This is a genomic window from Rhodococcus sp. C3V, from assembly GCF_029269915.1.
Classification (GTDB): Bacteria; Actinomycetota; Actinomycetes; order Mycobacteriales; family Mycobacteriaceae; genus Rhodococcus_F; species Rhodococcus_F qingshengii.
This window is the reverse complement of sequence record NZ_JARJBE010000006.1, coordinates 349,465-366,877: the sequence shown is the minus strand read 5'-3', so window position 1 is coordinate 366,877 and position 17,413 is coordinate 349,465. Positions and strand designations below refer to the sequence as shown.

Annotated in this window: 15 protein-coding genes; 6 read left to right on the top strand and 9 right to left on the bottom strand. The window is 61.4% G+C overall.

Going from position 1 to position 17,413, the window contains the following annotated elements:
- Window positions 1–113: 113 nt before the first annotated feature.
- The 6 genes from P3G66_RS18415 to P3G66_RS18390 form a co-directional block, all read right to left on the bottom strand.
- Window positions 114–998 carry a hypothetical protein gene (locus tag P3G66_RS18415; protein ID WP_276116966.1) on the bottom strand — a complete coding sequence of 295 codons (885 nt, stop codon included), beginning with the start codon at window positions 996–998 and terminating at the stop codon, window positions 114–116.
- Window positions 999–1,063: 65 nt separating this feature from the next.
- Window positions 1,064–1,924, bottom strand: coding sequence for an ABC transporter permease (locus P3G66_RS18410; protein WP_020969703.1), 861 nt, complete (start codon window positions 1,922–1,924; stop codon window positions 1,064–1,066).
- A complete protein-coding gene (locus tag P3G66_RS18405; protein ID WP_158510646.1) occupies window positions 1,921–2,883 on the bottom strand; it encodes an ABC transporter permease in 963 nt (320 codons plus the stop codon). The genes P3G66_RS18410 and P3G66_RS18405 overlap by 4 nt, the downstream gene beginning before the upstream one ends.
- 80 nt (window positions 2,884–2,963) lie before the next feature.
- The gene (locus P3G66_RS18400) at window positions 2,964–4,496 is read right to left on the bottom strand and encodes an ABC transporter substrate-binding protein (RefSeq protein WP_162114854.1); all 1,533 of its coding nucleotides are present in this window, start codon (window positions 4,494–4,496) and stop codon (window positions 2,964–2,966) included.
- A gap of 131 nt (window positions 4,497–4,627) precedes the next feature.
- Complete coding sequence (locus P3G66_RS18395) at window positions 4,628–5,602, bottom strand: ABC transporter ATP-binding protein (protein ID WP_276116965.1); 975 nt, start codon at window positions 5,600–5,602, stop codon at window positions 4,628–4,630.
- Window positions 5,602–6,513, bottom strand: coding sequence for an ABC transporter ATP-binding protein (locus tag P3G66_RS18390; RefSeq protein WP_238592730.1), 912 nt, complete (start codon window positions 6,511–6,513; stop codon window positions 5,602–5,604). Before P3G66_RS18390 ends, P3G66_RS18395 begins: the two co-directional genes overlap by 1 nt.
- Before the next feature lie 275 nt (window positions 6,514–6,788).
- Here P3G66_RS18390 and P3G66_RS18385 point away from each other — a divergent pair, with 275 nt between their 5' ends.
- Window positions 6,789–7,346, top strand: coding sequence for a QsdR family transcriptional regulator (locus tag P3G66_RS18385; protein ID WP_021333511.1), 558 nt, complete (start codon window positions 6,789–6,791; stop codon window positions 7,344–7,346).
- A gap of 85 nt (window positions 7,347–7,431) precedes the next feature.
- Here P3G66_RS18385 and P3G66_RS18380 read toward each other — a convergent pair whose 3' ends face one another.
- Both P3G66_RS18380 and P3G66_RS18375 read right to left on the bottom strand, forming a co-directional pair.
- Window positions 7,432–8,253: a class II glutamine amidotransferase gene (locus P3G66_RS18380; protein WP_256519339.1), complete on the bottom strand. Its 822-nt coding sequence runs from the start codon at window positions 8,251–8,253 to the stop codon at window positions 7,432–7,434.
- A gap of 21 nt (window positions 8,254–8,274) precedes the next feature.
- Window positions 8,275–8,718: a hypothetical protein gene (locus tag P3G66_RS18375; protein ID WP_030537512.1), complete on the bottom strand. Its 444-nt coding sequence runs from the start codon at window positions 8,716–8,718 to the stop codon at window positions 8,275–8,277.
- Between the two features lie 343 nt (window positions 8,719–9,061).
- Between P3G66_RS18375 and P3G66_RS18370 the strand changes: the two genes are divergently transcribed.
- From P3G66_RS18370 to P3G66_RS18350, 5 genes are all read left to right on the top strand, one after another.
- Entirely contained in the window at window positions 9,062–9,790 is a 729-nt protein-coding gene (locus P3G66_RS18370) for a hypothetical protein (protein ID WP_064074343.1), read from the top strand.
- Window positions 9,787–10,401 (top strand): class F sortase, encoded by a 615-nt coding sequence (locus tag P3G66_RS18365; protein WP_231783390.1) that lies wholly within the window; start codon window positions 9,787–9,789, stop codon window positions 10,399–10,401. The genes P3G66_RS18370 and P3G66_RS18365 overlap by 4 nt, the downstream gene beginning before the upstream one ends.
- 93 nt (window positions 10,402–10,494) lie before the next feature.
- Window positions 10,495–11,295, top strand: a complete 801-nt coding sequence (gene thiD, locus P3G66_RS18360) for a bifunctional hydroxymethylpyrimidine kinase/phosphomethylpyrimidine kinase (RefSeq protein ID WP_276116964.1) — start codon at window positions 10,495–10,497, stop codon at window positions 11,293–11,295.
- 48 nt (window positions 11,296–11,343) lie between these two features.
- Window positions 11,344–13,827, top strand: coding sequence for an aminopeptidase N (pepN, locus tag P3G66_RS18355; RefSeq protein WP_275231637.1), 2,484 nt, complete (start codon window positions 11,344–11,346; stop codon window positions 13,825–13,827).
- Window positions 13,828–13,892: 65 nt separating this feature from the next.
- The gene (locus tag P3G66_RS18350; protein WP_276116962.1) at window positions 13,893–15,182 is read left to right on the top strand and encodes an alpha/beta hydrolase-fold protein; all 1,290 of its coding nucleotides are present in this window, start codon (window positions 13,893–13,895) and stop codon (window positions 15,180–15,182) included.
- Here P3G66_RS18350 and P3G66_RS18345 read toward each other — a convergent pair.
- A complete protein-coding gene (locus P3G66_RS18345; protein WP_215515927.1) occupies window positions 15,144–17,411 on the bottom strand; it encodes a DUF2254 family protein in 2,268 nt (755 codons plus the stop codon). The two genes, P3G66_RS18350 and P3G66_RS18345, sit on opposite strands and share 39 nt — an antisense overlap.
- Between the last annotated feature and the right edge of the window lie 2 nt (window positions 17,412–17,413).

Genomic DNA, 17,413 nt, shown 5'->3' with positions numbered 1-17,413 from the left:
CTCACTGTGCAGATTGGGGGCGCAGCCGACTTCGGCGATAATTGTGTGAAGGGGCTGGTGGTGACACCCTCGTCGTATCACCACCAGCCACGTTCGACACTCACGACCTGCTGTCACGCACGCAATCGGCGACGTGCTGCCAGTGCTGCCGGAAATCCGAGATCTGCATCGATCACTTCACCGGAGAGACGTTCCGAGATTTCGATCAGTCGACTGCATCCGGTCTCTCCGATCGCCTCGTACGGGTACGACCCCAGCACATCGGTCTGATGCTCAACCCGCTTCCGGCGATCGCGACCCACCTCGTTCAGGTGAAGCTCGGGGCCGTCTTCGAGCCATCCACGCGCCCGCACACTTTCGACGCCTTCCGCCCACTGATCGTTGCCCCATGCCCGGCTCATTTGCAGAGCAGCAGCAGGAACATCACCGGTTGCGGCGTGGACTACCAACGCTTCGACACCGTTGAGTCCCTCGGCGTGAAGAAGTGCGACATGAGAATCTCCGCGAAACTCCCGGAGCAAGGATTGGGCATGCCACAACACGAGATGAGGCTCCTCAGGCCACGGCAATGATGCGTGCCCACCGAACAGGGGTCGCCCTTGTGGTCTGTTGCAGGCGCGTTCCGCGGCTCGACGTGCGAGTTCGGCAGCTTCGCGAACTTCGGTGCCGTCGACATGTTCTCCCCAGGCCTTGCGCAGCGAACGGTCGACAGCGTCGAGTCGAGCGGTGAGGATCTGTTCGCGGGTGGCGATTGTCCAGGCTTCCGGCAGCACCGCGTGTACCAGTTCGGGGTTGAAGTTGAAGAACGTAGCGATGGTGACTTCAGCCGCTACTGCGCCCATGGGCGCAGACCGCGAAGCGAAGTAGCCCATTCGAGGGTGTGTAAAGCCCAGTGCGGCATATGCTTCCGCGCCGAAAGGGGTGAAGTAGATCATGCCGTGTATCGGTTCGGCTCCACGGAAGACGCGGCGCGCGGTTTCTGGTGCGATCGAGGTCATCGATAGTCCTTCATGCTGGTGGTGTGGTCTTCGAACAGTCGAGTCGGATGGTTGTTCTACGCCGGCTATCTCCCTCTGACATACATGCGGTCCCGGACGGCATCACCCACTCGGTAGACGGCCAGGACGACCAATGAAATCAGAATGCCGGAGGGGAGAATCTGTTGTGGTGCACTCAAGATGTGCAGGTACGCATCGGATAAGTCACCGCCCCAACTCGGAGTGGGGGGCTGTATTCCCAACCCCAGGAATGAGAGTGCCGCCTGCGCGAGAAAAGTCAGGCCGGTGAGCACGGTCACCTGAACGACAACCGGCCCGATTGCGTGCGGAAGAAGATGACGCAGGAGCACTACGTGCGGCGGGCATCCTGAGAGTCGCGCGCTCAGAACGAAGTCTCGGTTCCTCGTTTCGCTGACCCCGGCAGCCAGAATTCTTGCAATTGTGGGTGCATAGACGACTCCGAGCGCTGACATCGACGTGATCAGGCTCGGCCCCAGAACACCGGTAATAGCCACTGCGAGAACCAAACCTGGGAATGCCAGCAATGCGTCCGCCACCCGGAGGAGTGACGCGCCGATCCAGCGTGGCCAATATCCGGCGATCAACCCCCACGGAATTCCCAACAGCAGACTGACAGCGACAGCGATCGCGACGCCGAAGAAGGCGGAGCGTCCTCCCCAGATCAATCGACTGAGCACGTCACGACCGAAGCCGTCAGTGCCAAGCAGGTGCTGTGCACTCGGACCGGCGAACGTGTTGGTCAGGTTCTGATCGGTCGGACTGTGCGGAGCCACGAACGAGGCCAAGACGGACGCCGCTATCAGCGTTCCGAGAAAGCAGTAGCTGAGCCATAATCCGGGGTGCAGTCGAGGGAGAGCCCACTTGGAGCGGGTCTCGCCTGCGGTGGTCAGCGCGAGTTGGCTCACGAGATCGTTCCCTTCCTCAATTGTGGGCTGATCATGTTGTTGACGACGTCGACCAGGATGTTCACGAGAAGCACGATCACGACGAACAGCAACACAATGCCTTGAAGCATCGGATAATCTCGCGTGTCGATCGCAATGACGAGAGCGCTCCCGAGGCCCGGCAGCACGAAGATCTGCTCGAGAATGACCGTCGCACCCAGCATCGCCACGGCGAGCAATCCATAGACAGTGACAATCGTGGGAACGATGTTTCGTAGCGCGTAGCGCCACACGATCTTCCGCTCGTCGATACCCATCGCACGCGCAGTTCGTACGTAGTCACTTGACAGTGTCTCGATCATCGCAGCCCTGGTCTGCCGAACCGCAATCGATGCTGCGCCGGCAGCGAGCGCCGTTGCTGGTAGGACCAAATGGCTCAGGTTGTCGATCACACTGTTCTCGAGAGGAACCCAGCCGAGCACCGGTAGAACTCCCAAACCGAGGGCGAAGACATCGACCAGCACGATAGCGAGGAAGAAGTCCGGTACCGCGAGTCCGATCCCCGAAACCGTGCGGGTCAGACCATCGCTGCGTCGTCCCTGCCGCGTCGCGGTCCACACACCGAGCGGTATGGCGACGACGGCGGACAGTAACAGTGCGAGTACAACGAGCTCGGCGCTCGCCGGCAGGCGCGCAAGGATCTGTGGGCCGACGGGGGCGCTGTTCTGTAGCGACGTTCCCAGATCTCCGTGCAGAGCCGACACCACCCAGTTCCAGTACTGGACCAGCAGAGGTTGATTCAATCCGAGGCGCTCGTTGAGTGCCGCGATGGCTTCATCGCTGCCGTTCGGACCGAGAAGTGCCTCGGCTGGTCCACCGGGGATTATCCGGATAAGGGCAAAGGTTATGAAACTAGCGATAATCGCGGTAGGAATTATCTGTGCGAACCGGACGCCGATCATCCGTATGTAAGGATTCACCGGCGATCGGTGAGGGTTTCGGGTCGGAACGCTCTCAGGCTCGGGGGCCAACGAATTCTCTTGCGATACAACGGTCGTCGTCATGACTTCGAGAGGTACGTCAGATTGGGGGAGCCGTTCAGTGCGGGAACGGCCCCGTGGACGTTCTTCGTGTAGGCGACCACGTCGGGAGTGAAGTACAACGGTACGTACTCAGCGGACTTGATCACGACTTGATTGATCTGTTTGACGATGTCGAGCTGAGCGGTTTCGTCATACGTGTTGTTCAGCAGTGCGATCAGCTTCTCCAACTCCTCGTTGGGGACGGAATTCTGCCGGAAGTACGATCGCGAACCCAGAGAGGCTTCGAAATTGAGCGGTGCGGATGCTCGCGTGGGCCATCCCACGCTGAAGACGTCCGCGCTGTTGTGTGCGACGAACTCCGTAATCGCCTGAGGTCCACTCATTTCGACGAAGTCGACCTTGATGCCGACTTTCTCCCATTGTTCTCCGACAAGGACAGCGTTGGTCGAGTACGGCGGTAGGTTGCCTGCTAGTCCGCGCACGGTGACCCCATTCGGATACCCCGCCTCCGCTAGCAGCGATTTGGCCTTCTCCGGGTCGTACGGCCATGCATCTTCGGTTTCCTCGTCGTAGAACTGCGAACCGGGAGGATATTGACCGAACGCCGCAGTTCCTTCCGTGCTGTCCAGCGCGGCTCGCGCAATTGCCTTGCGGTCGAGCGCATACTGCATCGCCAGACGAACCCGGACGTCGTTAACCACAGGGTTCTTGTTGTTGATCACGACGAGCGCAACTCCGAGTCTCGGGTCGTGACTGACGTTCAGGTTGGGATTCCGTTCGAGGATCGGAGCACTCGACGGTGTGAGCCCGTATGCAAAATCCGCAGCGTTCGATGTCAGGGCATTTGTCAGCGCTGTGGGATTGGAGATCACCTGGATCTGGATCTTGGCGAGCTGGGGGCTGGGTGGACCTGCCGGTTTGTAATCGTCGAATCGACTGAATGTGTATGAACTGTTCGGGACTGCGCTGGTGAATGTGTACGGCCCTGCGCCTACAGGCTTGTTGGCGAAGTCTGCCCCTGCTGCTGCCAGCGCAGTGGGGGAGACCACCATTCCCAATCTGCCGTTGAGCCAGCCTGGTAAACCGGAGGTAGGTGAACTCAACGAGATCGTGACGTGATCTGGGGACGTTGCTTCGATGCTCTTGATCGTCGGGACGGAAACGATTCCGAGACTCAAGCAGTGTTCCATGCTTGCCTTGACGGCTGCTGCATCGACAGCTGTACCGTCGTGGAAGGTCAAGCCGTTCTGCAACGTCATCTCGAACGTCAGGTTGTCCGGTCCGGAGAAGCCCCACTCGCTGGCGATTCCGGGCCGCAACTTCTGGGTGGCAGGTTCCGCATCGATCAGTGGTGCATACATCAACTGTAAGTAGTCGATGTCGTATCCGATGTTTCCCGCACACGGGTCGAGCGAGGCGGGCACGTGCGATGTCGCGACCTTGAGTTCGGCGTTGGGATCGGCAGGTCCGGTATCGCCGGCGGTACCGGTGGCGCTGCTCGAACAGCCGCTGAGCACAAGAGCAGAAAGTGCAAACGCAGCTACCAGCACACGTGGGCCACTTTTCCCATGATTCTGGAAGCGTGTGATCGGATATCGGGATCGCAAAGACAGACGCGGATTCATATGGTGGACTTTCGCTTTGGTCTTCTCGGAAGGGGGGAGACTGGCGCGGCACGCATTTACTGCGGCGGGTTGGAGATTCCGGTCGATGTGGCCGGGGACGATAGATGGCAGGCGGAGCCGTGTGCGGAATTCGAGGCCGCGCGAAGTGACGGCGCTTCCGACGCACAGCGATCCATCGCAAACGGGCAGCGGGTGCGGAATCGACAGCCCGAGGGTGGATTCCGTGGGTCGGGTAACTCGCCCCGCACCAATGCTTTCCGACGACTGCGCCGCTCGAGTTCGATGTGCGGGGCCGCGGCGAGAAGCGCCTGCGTGTAGGGGTGCGATGGAGTCCTCAGGACCGTGGCAACCGGTCCGATCTCGACGATTCGGCCGAGGTACATCACCGCGACGCGATCGGCGATCCGTGCCACCGAACCCAAATCGTGCGAAATGAAGATGTACGTGAGGTCATGTTCTTCTCGGAGATCGGCAAGAAGTTGCAACACCTCTTCCTGAAGCGAAACATCCAGGGAGGCAACAGGTTCGTCGCAGAGAATCAGTGGCGCCTTGGAGGCAAGTGCACGAGCGATGGTCACGCGTTGGCGTTGGCCACCGGAGAGCTGGGTCGGGAGGCGGTCGGCAAGCTCAGCGCCGAGACCGACCCGACGCAACAGCTCGACGGCTTTCGGCCGCAAGGACTGTGGGATGCGCAGACGCCCTGGCGCCATCGGCTCGGCTACGCAAGCCCATGAGGACATCCGATTGTTCAAGGCCGACGTAGGGTTTTGAAAAATGAGATGGGAAGATCCACCCTTGCCGAACGCCGGGTCGTCGAGATTCATAGTGATGGAGCCTGCGGCCGTAGCCACCAGACCCGCGAGAGCGTGAGCCGTCGAGGATTTTCCCGATCCTGATTCACCGATTATCGCAAGGGTTTCGCCCCTCTGTACGGAGAAGCTGACGTCGTCGACCGCGCGAAGAGCTCTGCGTCCGCGTCCGTACTCGACTGCCAGATTCCGAACGTCGACGATGACGTCGGTGTTGCTCATCAGCTCACCAGTCCGAGCAACTCGAGTTCGTCGCTGCGGTGACATCTTGTTGCCGATTCCGGTGATCCGATCAGAAGTGGATGATCGGATATGCAGAGCTCCTCGGAGTAGTTGCACCGGGCGACGTATCGGCAACCCACGCCGTCAGCAGGGGCTTTGCTGGTGAAATCGCCTCGCGCCTTGGGTGATTGGGAGGAGACTTCTTCGAATGTCGAGCGTGCCGCCTCGAGAAGGCTGAACGTGTAGGGATGCGCGGGCCGCCGAAGCAGCACGTCTCGTGGCGCGACGTCGACGATCTCGCCGCGAAACATGGTGATGACTCGATCCGCGACCTCGGCGACAACCGCGAGGTCGTGACTGATCAACAACACGGCAAGATCGCGCTGTTCGGCCAGTTCTCGAAGGAGATCGACAATCTGAGCTTGGATGGTGACGTCGAGCGCTGTTGTCGGTTCGTCCGCGATCAGCAACTTCGGACCGCATGCCAGGGCCATCGCGATCATCACCCGCTGACACATCCCGCCGGAAAGCTCGTACCCGTACGACTTCAAGGTTCTGCTCGGGTCGGCCAGTCCGACCTGGTGGAGAAGATCTGTAGCCACGTCCTCCGCATCGACTTTCGTGATGTCGCGGTGGGCCTTCAACACATCGACGATCTGGCGACCGATGCTGACGGAGGGGTTGAGAGCCGAACTCGGGTCCTGGAAGACCATACTGACGTCGCGACCGCGTATTTTCCTCAACTCGGCGGCGGGCCGACCCACAAGTTCCTGTCCTTCCAAACGGATGCTTCCGCTGGTTGTTGCCGTACGGGGCAAGAGACCGAGCAGAGCGAGTCCGGTCAGTGTCTTTCCGCTCCCGCTCTCTCCTACGAGGCCGGTGATTTCGCCCGACCCCAACTCGAAGCTCACTCGGTCGAGGAGTCTGTTCGAAATCGATTCTGTCCCAATGTCAACCGTGAGGTCTCGTACTTGCAGAAGTGGGCTCATCGTCGGGTCGTCCACGTGTGATCGTTCATCGCATTCCTCCGTAAACAACTGAACTGTTGTGACTGGAATCACGTACCGGGGAACCATAAACACTCACCTGCAACAAAGTCAATGAATGTTGCAACGATTGCCGTCGATGGCGCCGTCTGATCGCCTCCGGCTACCGACCAGCACGTCGTCAGCGATACATTCACTCCATGGCCGAGACACGTGACATCCGCGCGGAAGCGTTGAGTGCCGCCCGACGACAGTTCGCGGCCGGAAAACCGCTCGATGTGAATGCTTTGGCCACCGAGTTGGGGGTGGATCGGACCACCTTGTTCCGGCGTGCAGGGAATCGCGACACAATTACCGGTGACGTGCTCGATTCGCTGGCGCGCCGAACGTGGCGAATGGGCCTCGAGGAGTGCGGTGGAAGCGGAGCGTCAAGGGTTGTCGACGTCCTCACCTACCATGCACGGGCGACAATCGAGACCGAATTCTTCCGGACGTATTTGACTCGGGAACCGCAAAAGGCGTTGTGCATACTCACAACTGGACTGGGGCCGATTCAGGGCACGATGGTCGAATCCGTGCGAAGGCTGATCGAAGCTGAAATACCGGAGCAGATTCGGCCAGACCTGCCCGTCGAGGACATGGCATATCTGCTGGTTCGCGTGGGTGAGTCGTTCATCTACAACGATTTGCTCACTGGTGGCACTCCGGATACGGAGAAGGCTCGCTTGGCGTTCCGGCTCATCCTCTCGCGTGACTAGTGTGCCGAGTTTCCGTTTTCTCAGTTTTCGTGAAAGCGCTTCGAATGCAAGCTATTTCATAGCTATGCCTGGTTGTATGACCCAATCAGGCTGGTGGGATCGGCACAAAGCTCCGCATCTCGTCCCGTCCGGGCCGGATGATGCCTGCGGCGGATTCGGGAACCTCGTTCCAGGCGCCGGGAAGGTCACGTAGAGGCTCGGAGACGACGATTCGGGTCTCCTCACTCAGATGGTGCAGGGCATCCACCTCAGGATGGAGCTTGCGCAACGTGGAAATCTCGGTGGAGAAGAACAACGACCTCGACTGGTGCTCGCTGGAATAGCGAAAGATCCAGGTGGAGATGCCATCCGACGTGGCGACGGTCATCTGAACCGGATTGTCGATTCCCTGCGAGCGGGCCGTGTGCTCGACGAATCCGACGGCCCTCGCGACACCTTCGAACGGATCGTCGGTCAGGCCGAACGTCAGCGCGAGGAAGAACAAGGTTTCCGAGTCCGTCGATCCTTCGAGATCCAGAAAGAGCGACGGATCAATGGCAGTCACCAATTCCCGTTTCATGTCGTGGAATCCGTGTAGTGAACCGTTGTGCATCCACAACCATTGCCGGTGCCGGAACGGGTGACAGTTGCTGCGCTGCACTGCAGTTCCCGTCGAGGCGCGGATGTGAGCGAACAGCAGAGGGGTGCGCAATTGGGAGGTGACTTCGCGCAGGTTCGAGTCGTTCCACGCGGGTTCGATGCTCTTGAAAACTGCCGGTTGGGGGCCTTCCCCGTACCAGCCGATTCCGAAGCCGTCGCCATTTGTCGTCGTGGCCCCGAGTTGAGAATGCAGGCTCTGGTCGATCAGCGAGTGCTGTGGCCTGAACAGCAAGTCATGGGCCAGTATCGGCTCTCCGGAATACGCCATCCACCTACACATACTTTCAACTCAAGCAGATCGAGTCGGCGTTGACGGTGCATGCGCAGCGGCGTGCGTCGTCTGGGTGGGCTTCCATGTCGACACAGCCCAGATCACGACGATGTTCAGCGCGATGATGAGAGTCGACCACCAGGGGTAGTACGGCAGCCACAAGAAGTTCGCGATGATCGAGATCGCGCAGATCACCACTGCCGACACCCGCGCCCAGGCCGCTCCGGTGAACAGTGCAAGCCCGACGAGAGCGACGAGCGCGCCCAGCACGAGATGGATCCAACCCCACGTCGTCAGGTCGAACTGATAGACGTAGTCGATCCCGACTACGAACACTTCGTTTTCGGCGACGGCAGCGAGTCCTTGGAAGAACTGCACGATGCCGACCGTCACCAAGATGACGGCTGCCCCGATCGATGTTCCTACCGCGAAACCCTGCTTGACTGATGTTGTATCCGACATGACGGTTTCCCTTGATTCGGTGGGGGGCGACCGGACACGTGCCCGGCACGCTCGTTGTAGTGATCGTTGTTCCACCGGCTGACCGCTATGAAACGGAAATACCTGTCCAATGCGGTGAGAAATCAGTGCGATCTGCTCCGATGTGCGGGCGAAATGTAACTTCTGACCCCTGTTGATCCGATGTACCCCTTGCCGGAACGCGTGTGCGGAGAAATTGCTCGTAACCGAAGTTCACAGAAAACAAGAGGAATTCGGCACGGAATTCGACCTATTTGTCCAGCTGTACTGGTATTTTGACTGAATTGACCGGAAGCTACGGTCCGCGGAAAAAGGTAGCGAGAGAATGACGATCTTCGGCAGGCGTACCGCGGGCATCACCGCGACGGCCTTCGTCTTGGCGACCGTTGTGTCGACAGCACTCCCCGCAGTGGGATCGGCTGCCTCCGTTTCGCTCACCCGCGCGTGCAACTCGGAAATCAACGAAAATTCGATGTCACTCGATCCGGCCGTGATCGACGGTTGGTACGACATCTCGACTGGATCGCCTGGAACGAAAATCAACTCGATCGAGGCGTGGCGGACAGTGCCGGGAGACATCCTCGAGTTTCGCGCATCGGTGACGATCAGAGCCCACGGAAGTCCCGTCCGAGGGACCCTTCGGATCGACGGCGCCGGCTTGACCGGAGATCAGGATTTGATCTCCAGAATGACGTTGACCCAAGATCTCGGCCGGTCAGGGTCAACGGTCACCGACGCTGACGACGGTTCGGTCATCCCCGTACGTGCCAAGCTCGCATTCGACGTCACAACTCCTGGACAAGTCGCGCAGAACCAGACGGTCAACCTCTCGGCAGTCAAGATTGTCTTGGCAGGCGACACCACCGATCCGGGAGGTGAGTGCCCCGGCCCCGGCCCCGGCGGCGGGGGGAATGGAAGCGGTGGCGGAAACGGCAGCGGTGGTGACGGTTCCGGTGGGAACGGTGGGGATTCCGGTGACGCACTTCCCGGTCGTGACGTAGGAAACCGAGTACCAATTGCCCAGATTCCGTCCGGCCCGACTTCTCGTCCGTGACAGCGGCACCTGGATCCACGGCCAGCCGAACGTGGGCCGCTGCAGTAGTGGCGACAATGCTCTTGATCGGCGGATGTTCCGACGACGGTGACTCGCCGACCCGCGTCCTCGCGACCGGCCAACAAGATTTGCCGCCAGAGATTCGCGCGGTGGTCGACGGTCCGGATGTCCCGACCACGCTGCGCACAGGCAACAGCACCGCTGACATCCTGCCGATCAAGACGACGACGGACGGCTCGCTCATTCCGCCCGAGGATGTCAGTGAGATCGGATGGTGGGCAGATTCGGCATTTCCCGGCTCCGGCGCGGGCACTGTGGTGATCACCGGACACATCAACGACATCTATCAGGGTGACGGTTTCGGAAAGAAGTTCTCGACACTGGAAATCGGCTCGGTCGTGACCGTGGCGGGCGCCGGGGGACAGACCTGGAACTACCGTATCGATGCGGTCGATCACTACAGCAAGGACGGCGAGCTGCCGGTCGAGCGATTGAACAGCCTCGACGGACCCGAAACCCTCGCGCTGATCACCTGCGGCGGCGAGTTCGTCGGTCCGCCGTTCGGATACGAGGACAACGACGTCGCGTGGGGAACTCCGGTGCCCGCATAGCCGAAAACCAGACGTCGGAACGGTTGATAAACTGGGTCCCGCGTTCGTGGCCATCCACGCACGTTTCGAAAGTCCGAAGAAGGAGATTGTGCTGTGGTTGACCTCGCCTATGTCATCGCTGGGTCCGAAGCGACTGGCGGTGCCGGCCTGCAGGTCGACCTGAAGACGTTCCAGGCATTGGACGTCTACGGCGTAGCGACCACCACATGTATCGTCTCGTTCGATCCCAAGAACAACTGGGGTCATCGCTTCGTACCGATCGCTCCTGACGTGATCGCTGATCAGATCGAGGCTGCCACGGCAGCTCACGATCTGGACGTCGTCAAGATCGGCATGTTGGGCACGCCCGCCACCATCGAGGTTGTGGCAGAGGGCCTGCGTCGGCAGTCCTGGCGCCACGTCGTCCTCGACCCGGTCCTGATCTGCAAGGGCCAGGAGCCCGGCGCGGCTCTCGATACTGATACAGCACTTCGTGATTCGATCCTCCCGCTCGCCACCGTCGTCACACCCAACCTGTTCGAGGCACGCACCCTCGCCGGAATGGACAGCATCGAAACCGTCGACGACCTCATCGAGGCCGCACGTCGTATCCATGATCTCGGACCCAAGTACGTGCTCGCAAAGGGCGGTGTCGAACTCGCCGGTGGCGACGCCGTCGACGTGTTGTTCGACGGGACCGACGTGACTGTTCTCTCCGCCCCCAAGGTCGGCGAAGAGCGCGTCTCGGGTGCCGGTTGCACGCTGGCCGCCGCAGTGACCGCGGAGCTGGCAAAAGGCGCCGACGTGGGAGAAGCCGTCGCTCTGGCAAAGAAGTTCGTCACGGCGGGCATCGAAGGCCGCGTCTCGGCGCACACGCCGTTCGACACCGTCTGGCAGGGCGCGTTCAAGGGATAGGCGCACGGCGGCTCACATCGCCGCGCGCGGCCTGGCAGGATCGAGTGCGTGAGTACTGCGAACCTGAATCGAAGCGAAGTCGCCGAACGATCTCGAGCCATCTCCGTCGCCGGTTACCGGGTGGAGTTGGATCTGCGATCGGCGGTCGACTCCGCCGTGAAGACCTTTTCGACGGTCACGACAATTGATCTGACGTCCTCGGTGGAGTCCACGTGGCTCGATTTCATCGGTGCTGCAGTCGATTCCGTGGACGTCGACGGTGCGTCGATTCCGGTGGAGTACGACGGATCCCGGATCGTGCTGCGCGGACTCGGCGGATCGAACGTCGTTCGGGTGGCAGCTCACGGCAACTACAGCCGTTCCGGTGAAGGGCTGCACCGATTTGTCGACGACGCTGACGATCAGACGTATCTGTACACGCAATACGAGCCCGCCGATGCCAGGCGTGTTTTCGCCTGCTTCGAGCAGCCGGACCTCAAGGCGCCCTTCACATTCGAGGTGACAGCACCTGACGGCTGGGAAGTCCTGTCGAATCAGCCCGCGACCCAGACTCTCTCCGTGGACGGTGCACAACGCGTCACTTTCGCCCCGACGCTGCCGATCTCGACCTACATCACCGCGATCGCGGCCGGGCCGTATCACCGCGTGGCGTCGTCGTGGAGTCGCGGCGAACTCACTGTCGAGTTGGGTGCGCTGTGCCGGGCGTCGTTGGCTCCACACCTCGATGCAGACAACGTTTTCGACATCACCCGTCAGGGGTTGGACTTCTACGCCGAGTACTTCGACTATCCGTATCCGTTCGGCAAGTACGACCAGATCTTTGTCCCCGAGTACAACCTCGGCGCCATGGAGAACCCGGGACTGGTGACCTTCACCGAGGCATACGTGTTCCGCGGCTCCGCAACCGACGAGCAGCATCAGCGCCGCGCCAACACGATCCTGCACGAAATGGCGCACATGTGGTTCGGCGATCTCGTGACCATGGTCTGGTGGGACGACCTGTGGCTCAAGGAATCTTTTGCCGATTTCATGGGATCGCTGGTCAGCGCCGAAGCCACTCGCTTCACCGATGCCTGGGTAGCATTTGCCATCAAGCGGAAGGCGTGGGCGTACCTCCAAGATCAGCTGCCGACCACGCATCCTATCGTCGCCGACATCGTCGATCTCGAAGCTGCGAAGCTGAACTTCGACGGAATCACCTACGCCAAGGGCGCCAGTGTCCTCAAGCAACTCGTGGCGTTCGTCGGCCGTGACGCGTTCTTCGAAGCGGCACGACGGTACTTCAAGGCCCACGCCTTCGGGAACACCACGCTGGTTGATCTGCTCGACGTGCTCGCGGAGACTTCCGGACGTGATGTGCGCGAATGGGCCCGAATCTGGTTGCAGACCACCGGAGTGTCCACGCTGTCGCTCGACGGAACAGACCTGGTCCAGACGGACCCGAGGCCGCATCGGCTCGCAGTCGGAATCTACGACTACAACGAGTCCGGAGACCTTGTTCGCACCGAACGCGTCGAACTCGACATCACCGAATCACGCACGTCGGTCGACCTTCCGCCCGGAGCACTCACACTGCTCAACGACGAAGACCTCACCTACGCCAAGGTGCGATTGGACGCGGAATCTCTGTCCACTGTCGAGGCATCCCTGGACCGCGTGAGCGATCCGCTTGCGCGCGGGGTGATCTGGTCGTCGCTGTGGAACTCGGTGCGTGATGCGCAGCTCTCGGTGTTCCGGTACCTCGACATGGTGGAACGATTCGCTCCCGCGGAGACAGATCTTGCGATTCTCAGCTCGATCCTGACCGATGCCCAATACGCGGTTCTTCACTACGTTCCGAAAAGCTTGCGGCCCAATGTAAGTGCAGGCTGGTTGGAAACGACCTGGAAGGCGGTGTTCGAAGCCGAACCGGAGTCCGGAAGACAGCTGGCATGGGCACGGGCTCTGTCGGCCGCTGCAGCGGTCAACGATGCTCGCGCCGACGAGGTGCGGTCGATACTCGACGGCACCTGCCCGGGGCCGGTCGGACTGGCTCTCGATCCTGATCTGCGGTGGGCATTGTGGATCGCCCTGTCGGCGACCGGCCATGCGAGTGTGAGCGACTTCGATGGTGAGCTGAGCAAGGACAGCACGTCAGCGGGTCGAACGGCGTACGTCCGCGCCGCGGCGTCGATTCCCGATGCCGAGACCAAGGCGGCTGCCTGGGCGTCGGCGACCACTGACGGCTCACTCTCGAACGACCGCCTGGATGCGACGATCGCCGGATTCCGTTCGGGCACGGACCCGTCGTTGATCGAGGGATATGCGGCAGAGTACTTCTCGTCCCTGGGGAAGTGGTGGTCCGAACGCAGCATCGAGATCGCCCGACGGTTGGTGAACGGACTCTTCCCGGCAGCTGAAGACACCTCTGCTGTCGATTCCTGGATCCAGGCCAATGCGGAGGCGCCCGCGTCGCTGCGGAGGCTTGTTCTCGAGCGTCGGGATCACCTGGCCCGAGACCTACGTGCCCAGGCGTCGAACGCGGTGATCTGACGCCATCAGCTCCGAAATGTCCTGTTCTTGGATATTGTCTAAACAGGGCTGCGACGGGAGACGACGTGCACACGATCACGGATCTGTCGCTGGTCACGGGCCCGGTTCCGCCCGTGGTGACGGTGCTCGGAATTCTGGCACTTCTGTGGCTGATCTTCTCGAGATCGAGGCGTCACGTCCTGATCTCGATTCCGGTCTGCATCGTCGCGGCAATCGCGATCACTCTCGTGCTGTACTGGCTGATCGAGAAGGTGTGGCACCCGTTCCCCGATCCGATTGCCCGTCCGGTCTACGTGTGGATCGGGTTGGGCATTCTCGGCGTGCTGCTGGGTGTTTCGCGGGTATTTGCGGCGACGCGGATCGACGGTCGCGTGCTCACCGTGGTCTCCGTGCTCCTGGTGGTCGTGTCGAGCGCGGCTCACGTGAATCTGCAGTTCCAGTCGTATCCGACGTTGGGAACAGCGCTGGGACTCTCGGACGCGGAGAAGGTTTCACTCGCAGACCTGGACGACGGCAAGGACGGGGCGGTACCGGTTTCGCAATGGAAGGCTCCCACGGACATGCCGTCGGCGGGCAAGGTCAGCACGGTCACGATTGCGGGGACGGTCTCCGGATTCAGCGCCCGCGACGCCGAGATCTACCTACCGCCCGCGTATTTCACCAACCCACGACCGGAGTTGCCCGTGTTGGTCCTGCTAGCCGGCCAACCAGGCGCGCCCGAGGACTGGCTACAGGGCGGACGTCTCGTCCAGACCATGGACACCTACGCCGCTGCGCATTCGGGCTTGGCTCCCGTTGTCGTCGTTGCTGACGGGACCGGGTCGGAACTGGCGAATCCGCTCTGCGTCGATTCCCAACTCGGGAACGTCGCGACGTACCTTTCGCGCGATGTTCCCGACTGGGTGCGCGGGAACCTCCAGGTGGATCCCGACCCGAGGAAGTGGGCGATCGGGGGACTTTCCTACGGCGGCACCTGCGCGTTCCAGATGGCGACGAACTTCCCCGCGGTCTATCCGACGTTCCTGGATCTGTCCGGTCAGATCGAACCCACACTCGGCGATCGCAAGCAGACGGTCGATGCAGCGTTCGGCGGCAATGAAGCCGCGTTCGTGGCAGTGAATCCGCAGGATCTGCTCCGGGAGAAGAAGTTCCCCGACAGCGCCGGGGTGTTCGTGGTCGGCAAACAGGACAACGACTACCGCCCAGGTCTTCAAACGCTCTACGAAGCCGCAAAGGCCGCAGGGATGGACGTCCAGTACGCCGAGGTCGACGGAGGGCACAGCTTCCAGGTGTGGTCGGCTGGATTGGCGAGTCAATTAAGTTGGCTGGGAACGCGACTCGGCCTGCCCGGATGAACGATCGTCCGGAAGTTCCGAAGACCCGATGATCAGCGGGTGAATTCTTCCGGTCGCCCCGGCTTCGGAGCCCAATCCCTGCGGATCCGCCACACTCGCGAGCCGAAGGTCGAGTGCGCCGGTCCATTCTCGGGTCAATTGCGCATCGAGTGCGTCGACGCGCTCGAGTAGCGGAGGGTGCTGGTCCGGCGGGCAGGCTTCGAGCAAGGTCGCGAATACCGCGCGTAGACGGCGCTGGACCTGCGCGGAATTGGTACTGAAGTGCCGGATCTCGTCGGTGGCGACGGACACGTAATCGGTCCAGGTGCGTTGCTGCCCTCTGATCAGCGTGAGATCCGAGGTTGATGTGTCGAAGCGGACCCGCGGGGCGAGAAGTACCAGAAGATCTTCGATGTGGTCGAGAGCCTGGACGGCTCGGCCCGGGTCGTTGATGGCGGGTGACAGTGCCTTGAGCGCGATGTCCACGATCGACTGCAGCGCTGCACCGGGGCTGACGACCGGGCTGTGCGTGTCACCGAAGATCAAGCACGACATCAAGGTGTCCGGGCGTAACTTCAGCGAGGGTCCGCGTACCTCGAAGAGGGGCGCGTTCTGGGCGACGAACTCGCCGATGCTGGGGACGACTTCGACCGAGACGTCCCAGCGGCCGGCCAACCGCTGCAGTCGTGCGAGATCGATCGCCAGCAGAATCCGGCCGTCTGGTGAGAGGTGGCGCAGGCGAATCACCAGTGCGTCGGCGCTCTCGGAGTTCTCGGACTCGCGCGGTTGGGGTAGGGGGAGCGGCTGACTGGGTTTCGGTGCGCCAGAGGGCAGGTCCTCGTACAGCGGATAGGCACGAATCGTCGCGCTCCGGCCCTGGGCCGCTATCCAACGCAGCAACCGACTGGAATTGAGAATCGACCCGACCTTCGCCACCAACGCGATGAACAGGATCGCACTGGCCAATGCCAGAAGCAGTGCGATCGCCGTGGAGATGGTCGGTGAGGAATTCTCCGAATCGAGCGCCAGATCGAGCGCAATGATCAAGGAGAAGACGAACGTGGCCAGAAACATGCCGATCGACCACCGCATCACCCGCTGCTGCGCAAGCATCGGGACCACCCGCACCGAAATCTGCGATGCGCCGAACTGCATTGCGAGGGTGATGGCGGTGAACACCAGACCGGTGAGAGTGATCATCCCGCCGGCGATGACGCTGAGCAGCGTCGCGGTGGCCCCGGCGTCCACGCCCTCGGAAATGGTACCGACGTCGCTGTCGCTGACGAGATCTCCGTCGATCCCGACGAGGATGTTCGCGGTGACGACGGACAGGACGACGAGGATCACGGGGAGACGCCAGACGGGGACTGTTCGTAGTCGTCGGCGAGTTCGACGCCAGCGAATTCTGTCCGAGAGCCGCCGCGACAATCCGACCTTCGACGTGGGGGTTGTGGTGTCGACGACGGGGAGCGGTGGTGGGGGCGGGGGAGCGGAACCGAAACTTCCCGACACCGTTTCCTGCACGTAGATCTTCGCGTGGATCATCGGCTCGCGATAACGCTGTTCACGGGCCACTGCCCGGCTCATCTTCGCCGGCTTGTCGCGGTAACGCGAGCGCGCCCACGGCGCACCCGGGCGACTCAACCGAATTGCTCCGATCAACAGAAGTGGGGTGAAGAACAGCCCGATCAAGCCGGTCCAGAGTTTGCCCTTCATCAACGTGATCACGGCGAGTCCGAGTTGGATCACGATCGCGACGACAACGCCGATCAACGTCGCCAGGCTACGGTCCTCCTCGTACGGGTCGAACTCTCCCGCGAACCCGATCGGGTGGACCCCGAGAAGGAAAAGGAACGAGATCGCGATGGCAACGAACACTGCGTCGATGGACGAGCGACCTTCCTCGGCCCAGTAGACATCGCGCAGATGCAACACGAGTGCGTACTCGTCGAGGACCAACGCGCTGCCGATACCGAACACCGACGCGAGAACACAATTGGCGATCGGGGTGTGATAGTCGGCCAGAGCGATGAAGGCGAAGCCGGACACGAGCATCATCATCAAACCGAAAACCATGTGGTGGATGTGCATTCCACCGGGCGTGACATTGCCTGGCCACCACGAGACCTCGGCCCGGATCATCCGGACGCTGAAGCGGATGAACAGGAACGTCAGGACAAAGGCGAGTAGGAGGAAGAACAGCGGGAGCCTGCCGGTGTCGACGACCGTGTGCTCGAACCAGGACCGCACGG

What these genes read in the sequence shown, in the direction of transcription:
- P3G66_RS18385 (WP_021333511.1), top strand. Translation starts at nt 6,789, where the DNA reads ATGGCCGAGACACGTGACATCCGCGCGGAAGCGTTGAGTGCCGCCCGA.
- P3G66_RS18370 (WP_064074343.1), top strand. Translation starts at nt 9,062, where the DNA reads ATGACGATCTTCGGCAGGCGTACCGCGGGCATCACCGCGACGGCCTTC.
- P3G66_RS18380 (WP_256519339.1), bottom strand. Translation starts at nt 8,253, where the DNA reads ATGGCGTATTCCGGAGAGCCGATACTGGCCCATGACTTGCTGTTCAGG.
- P3G66_RS18395 (WP_276116965.1), bottom strand. Translation starts at nt 5,602, where the DNA reads ATGAGCAACACCGACGTCATCGTCGACGTTCGGAATCTGGCAGTCGAG.
- P3G66_RS18415 (WP_276116966.1), bottom strand. Translation starts at nt 998, where the DNA reads ATGACCTCGATCGCACCAGAAACCGCGCGCCGCGTCTTCCGTGGAGCC.
- P3G66_RS18375 (WP_030537512.1), bottom strand. Translation starts at nt 8,718, where the DNA reads ATGTCGGATACAACATCAGTCAAGCAGGGTTTCGCGGTAGGAACATCG.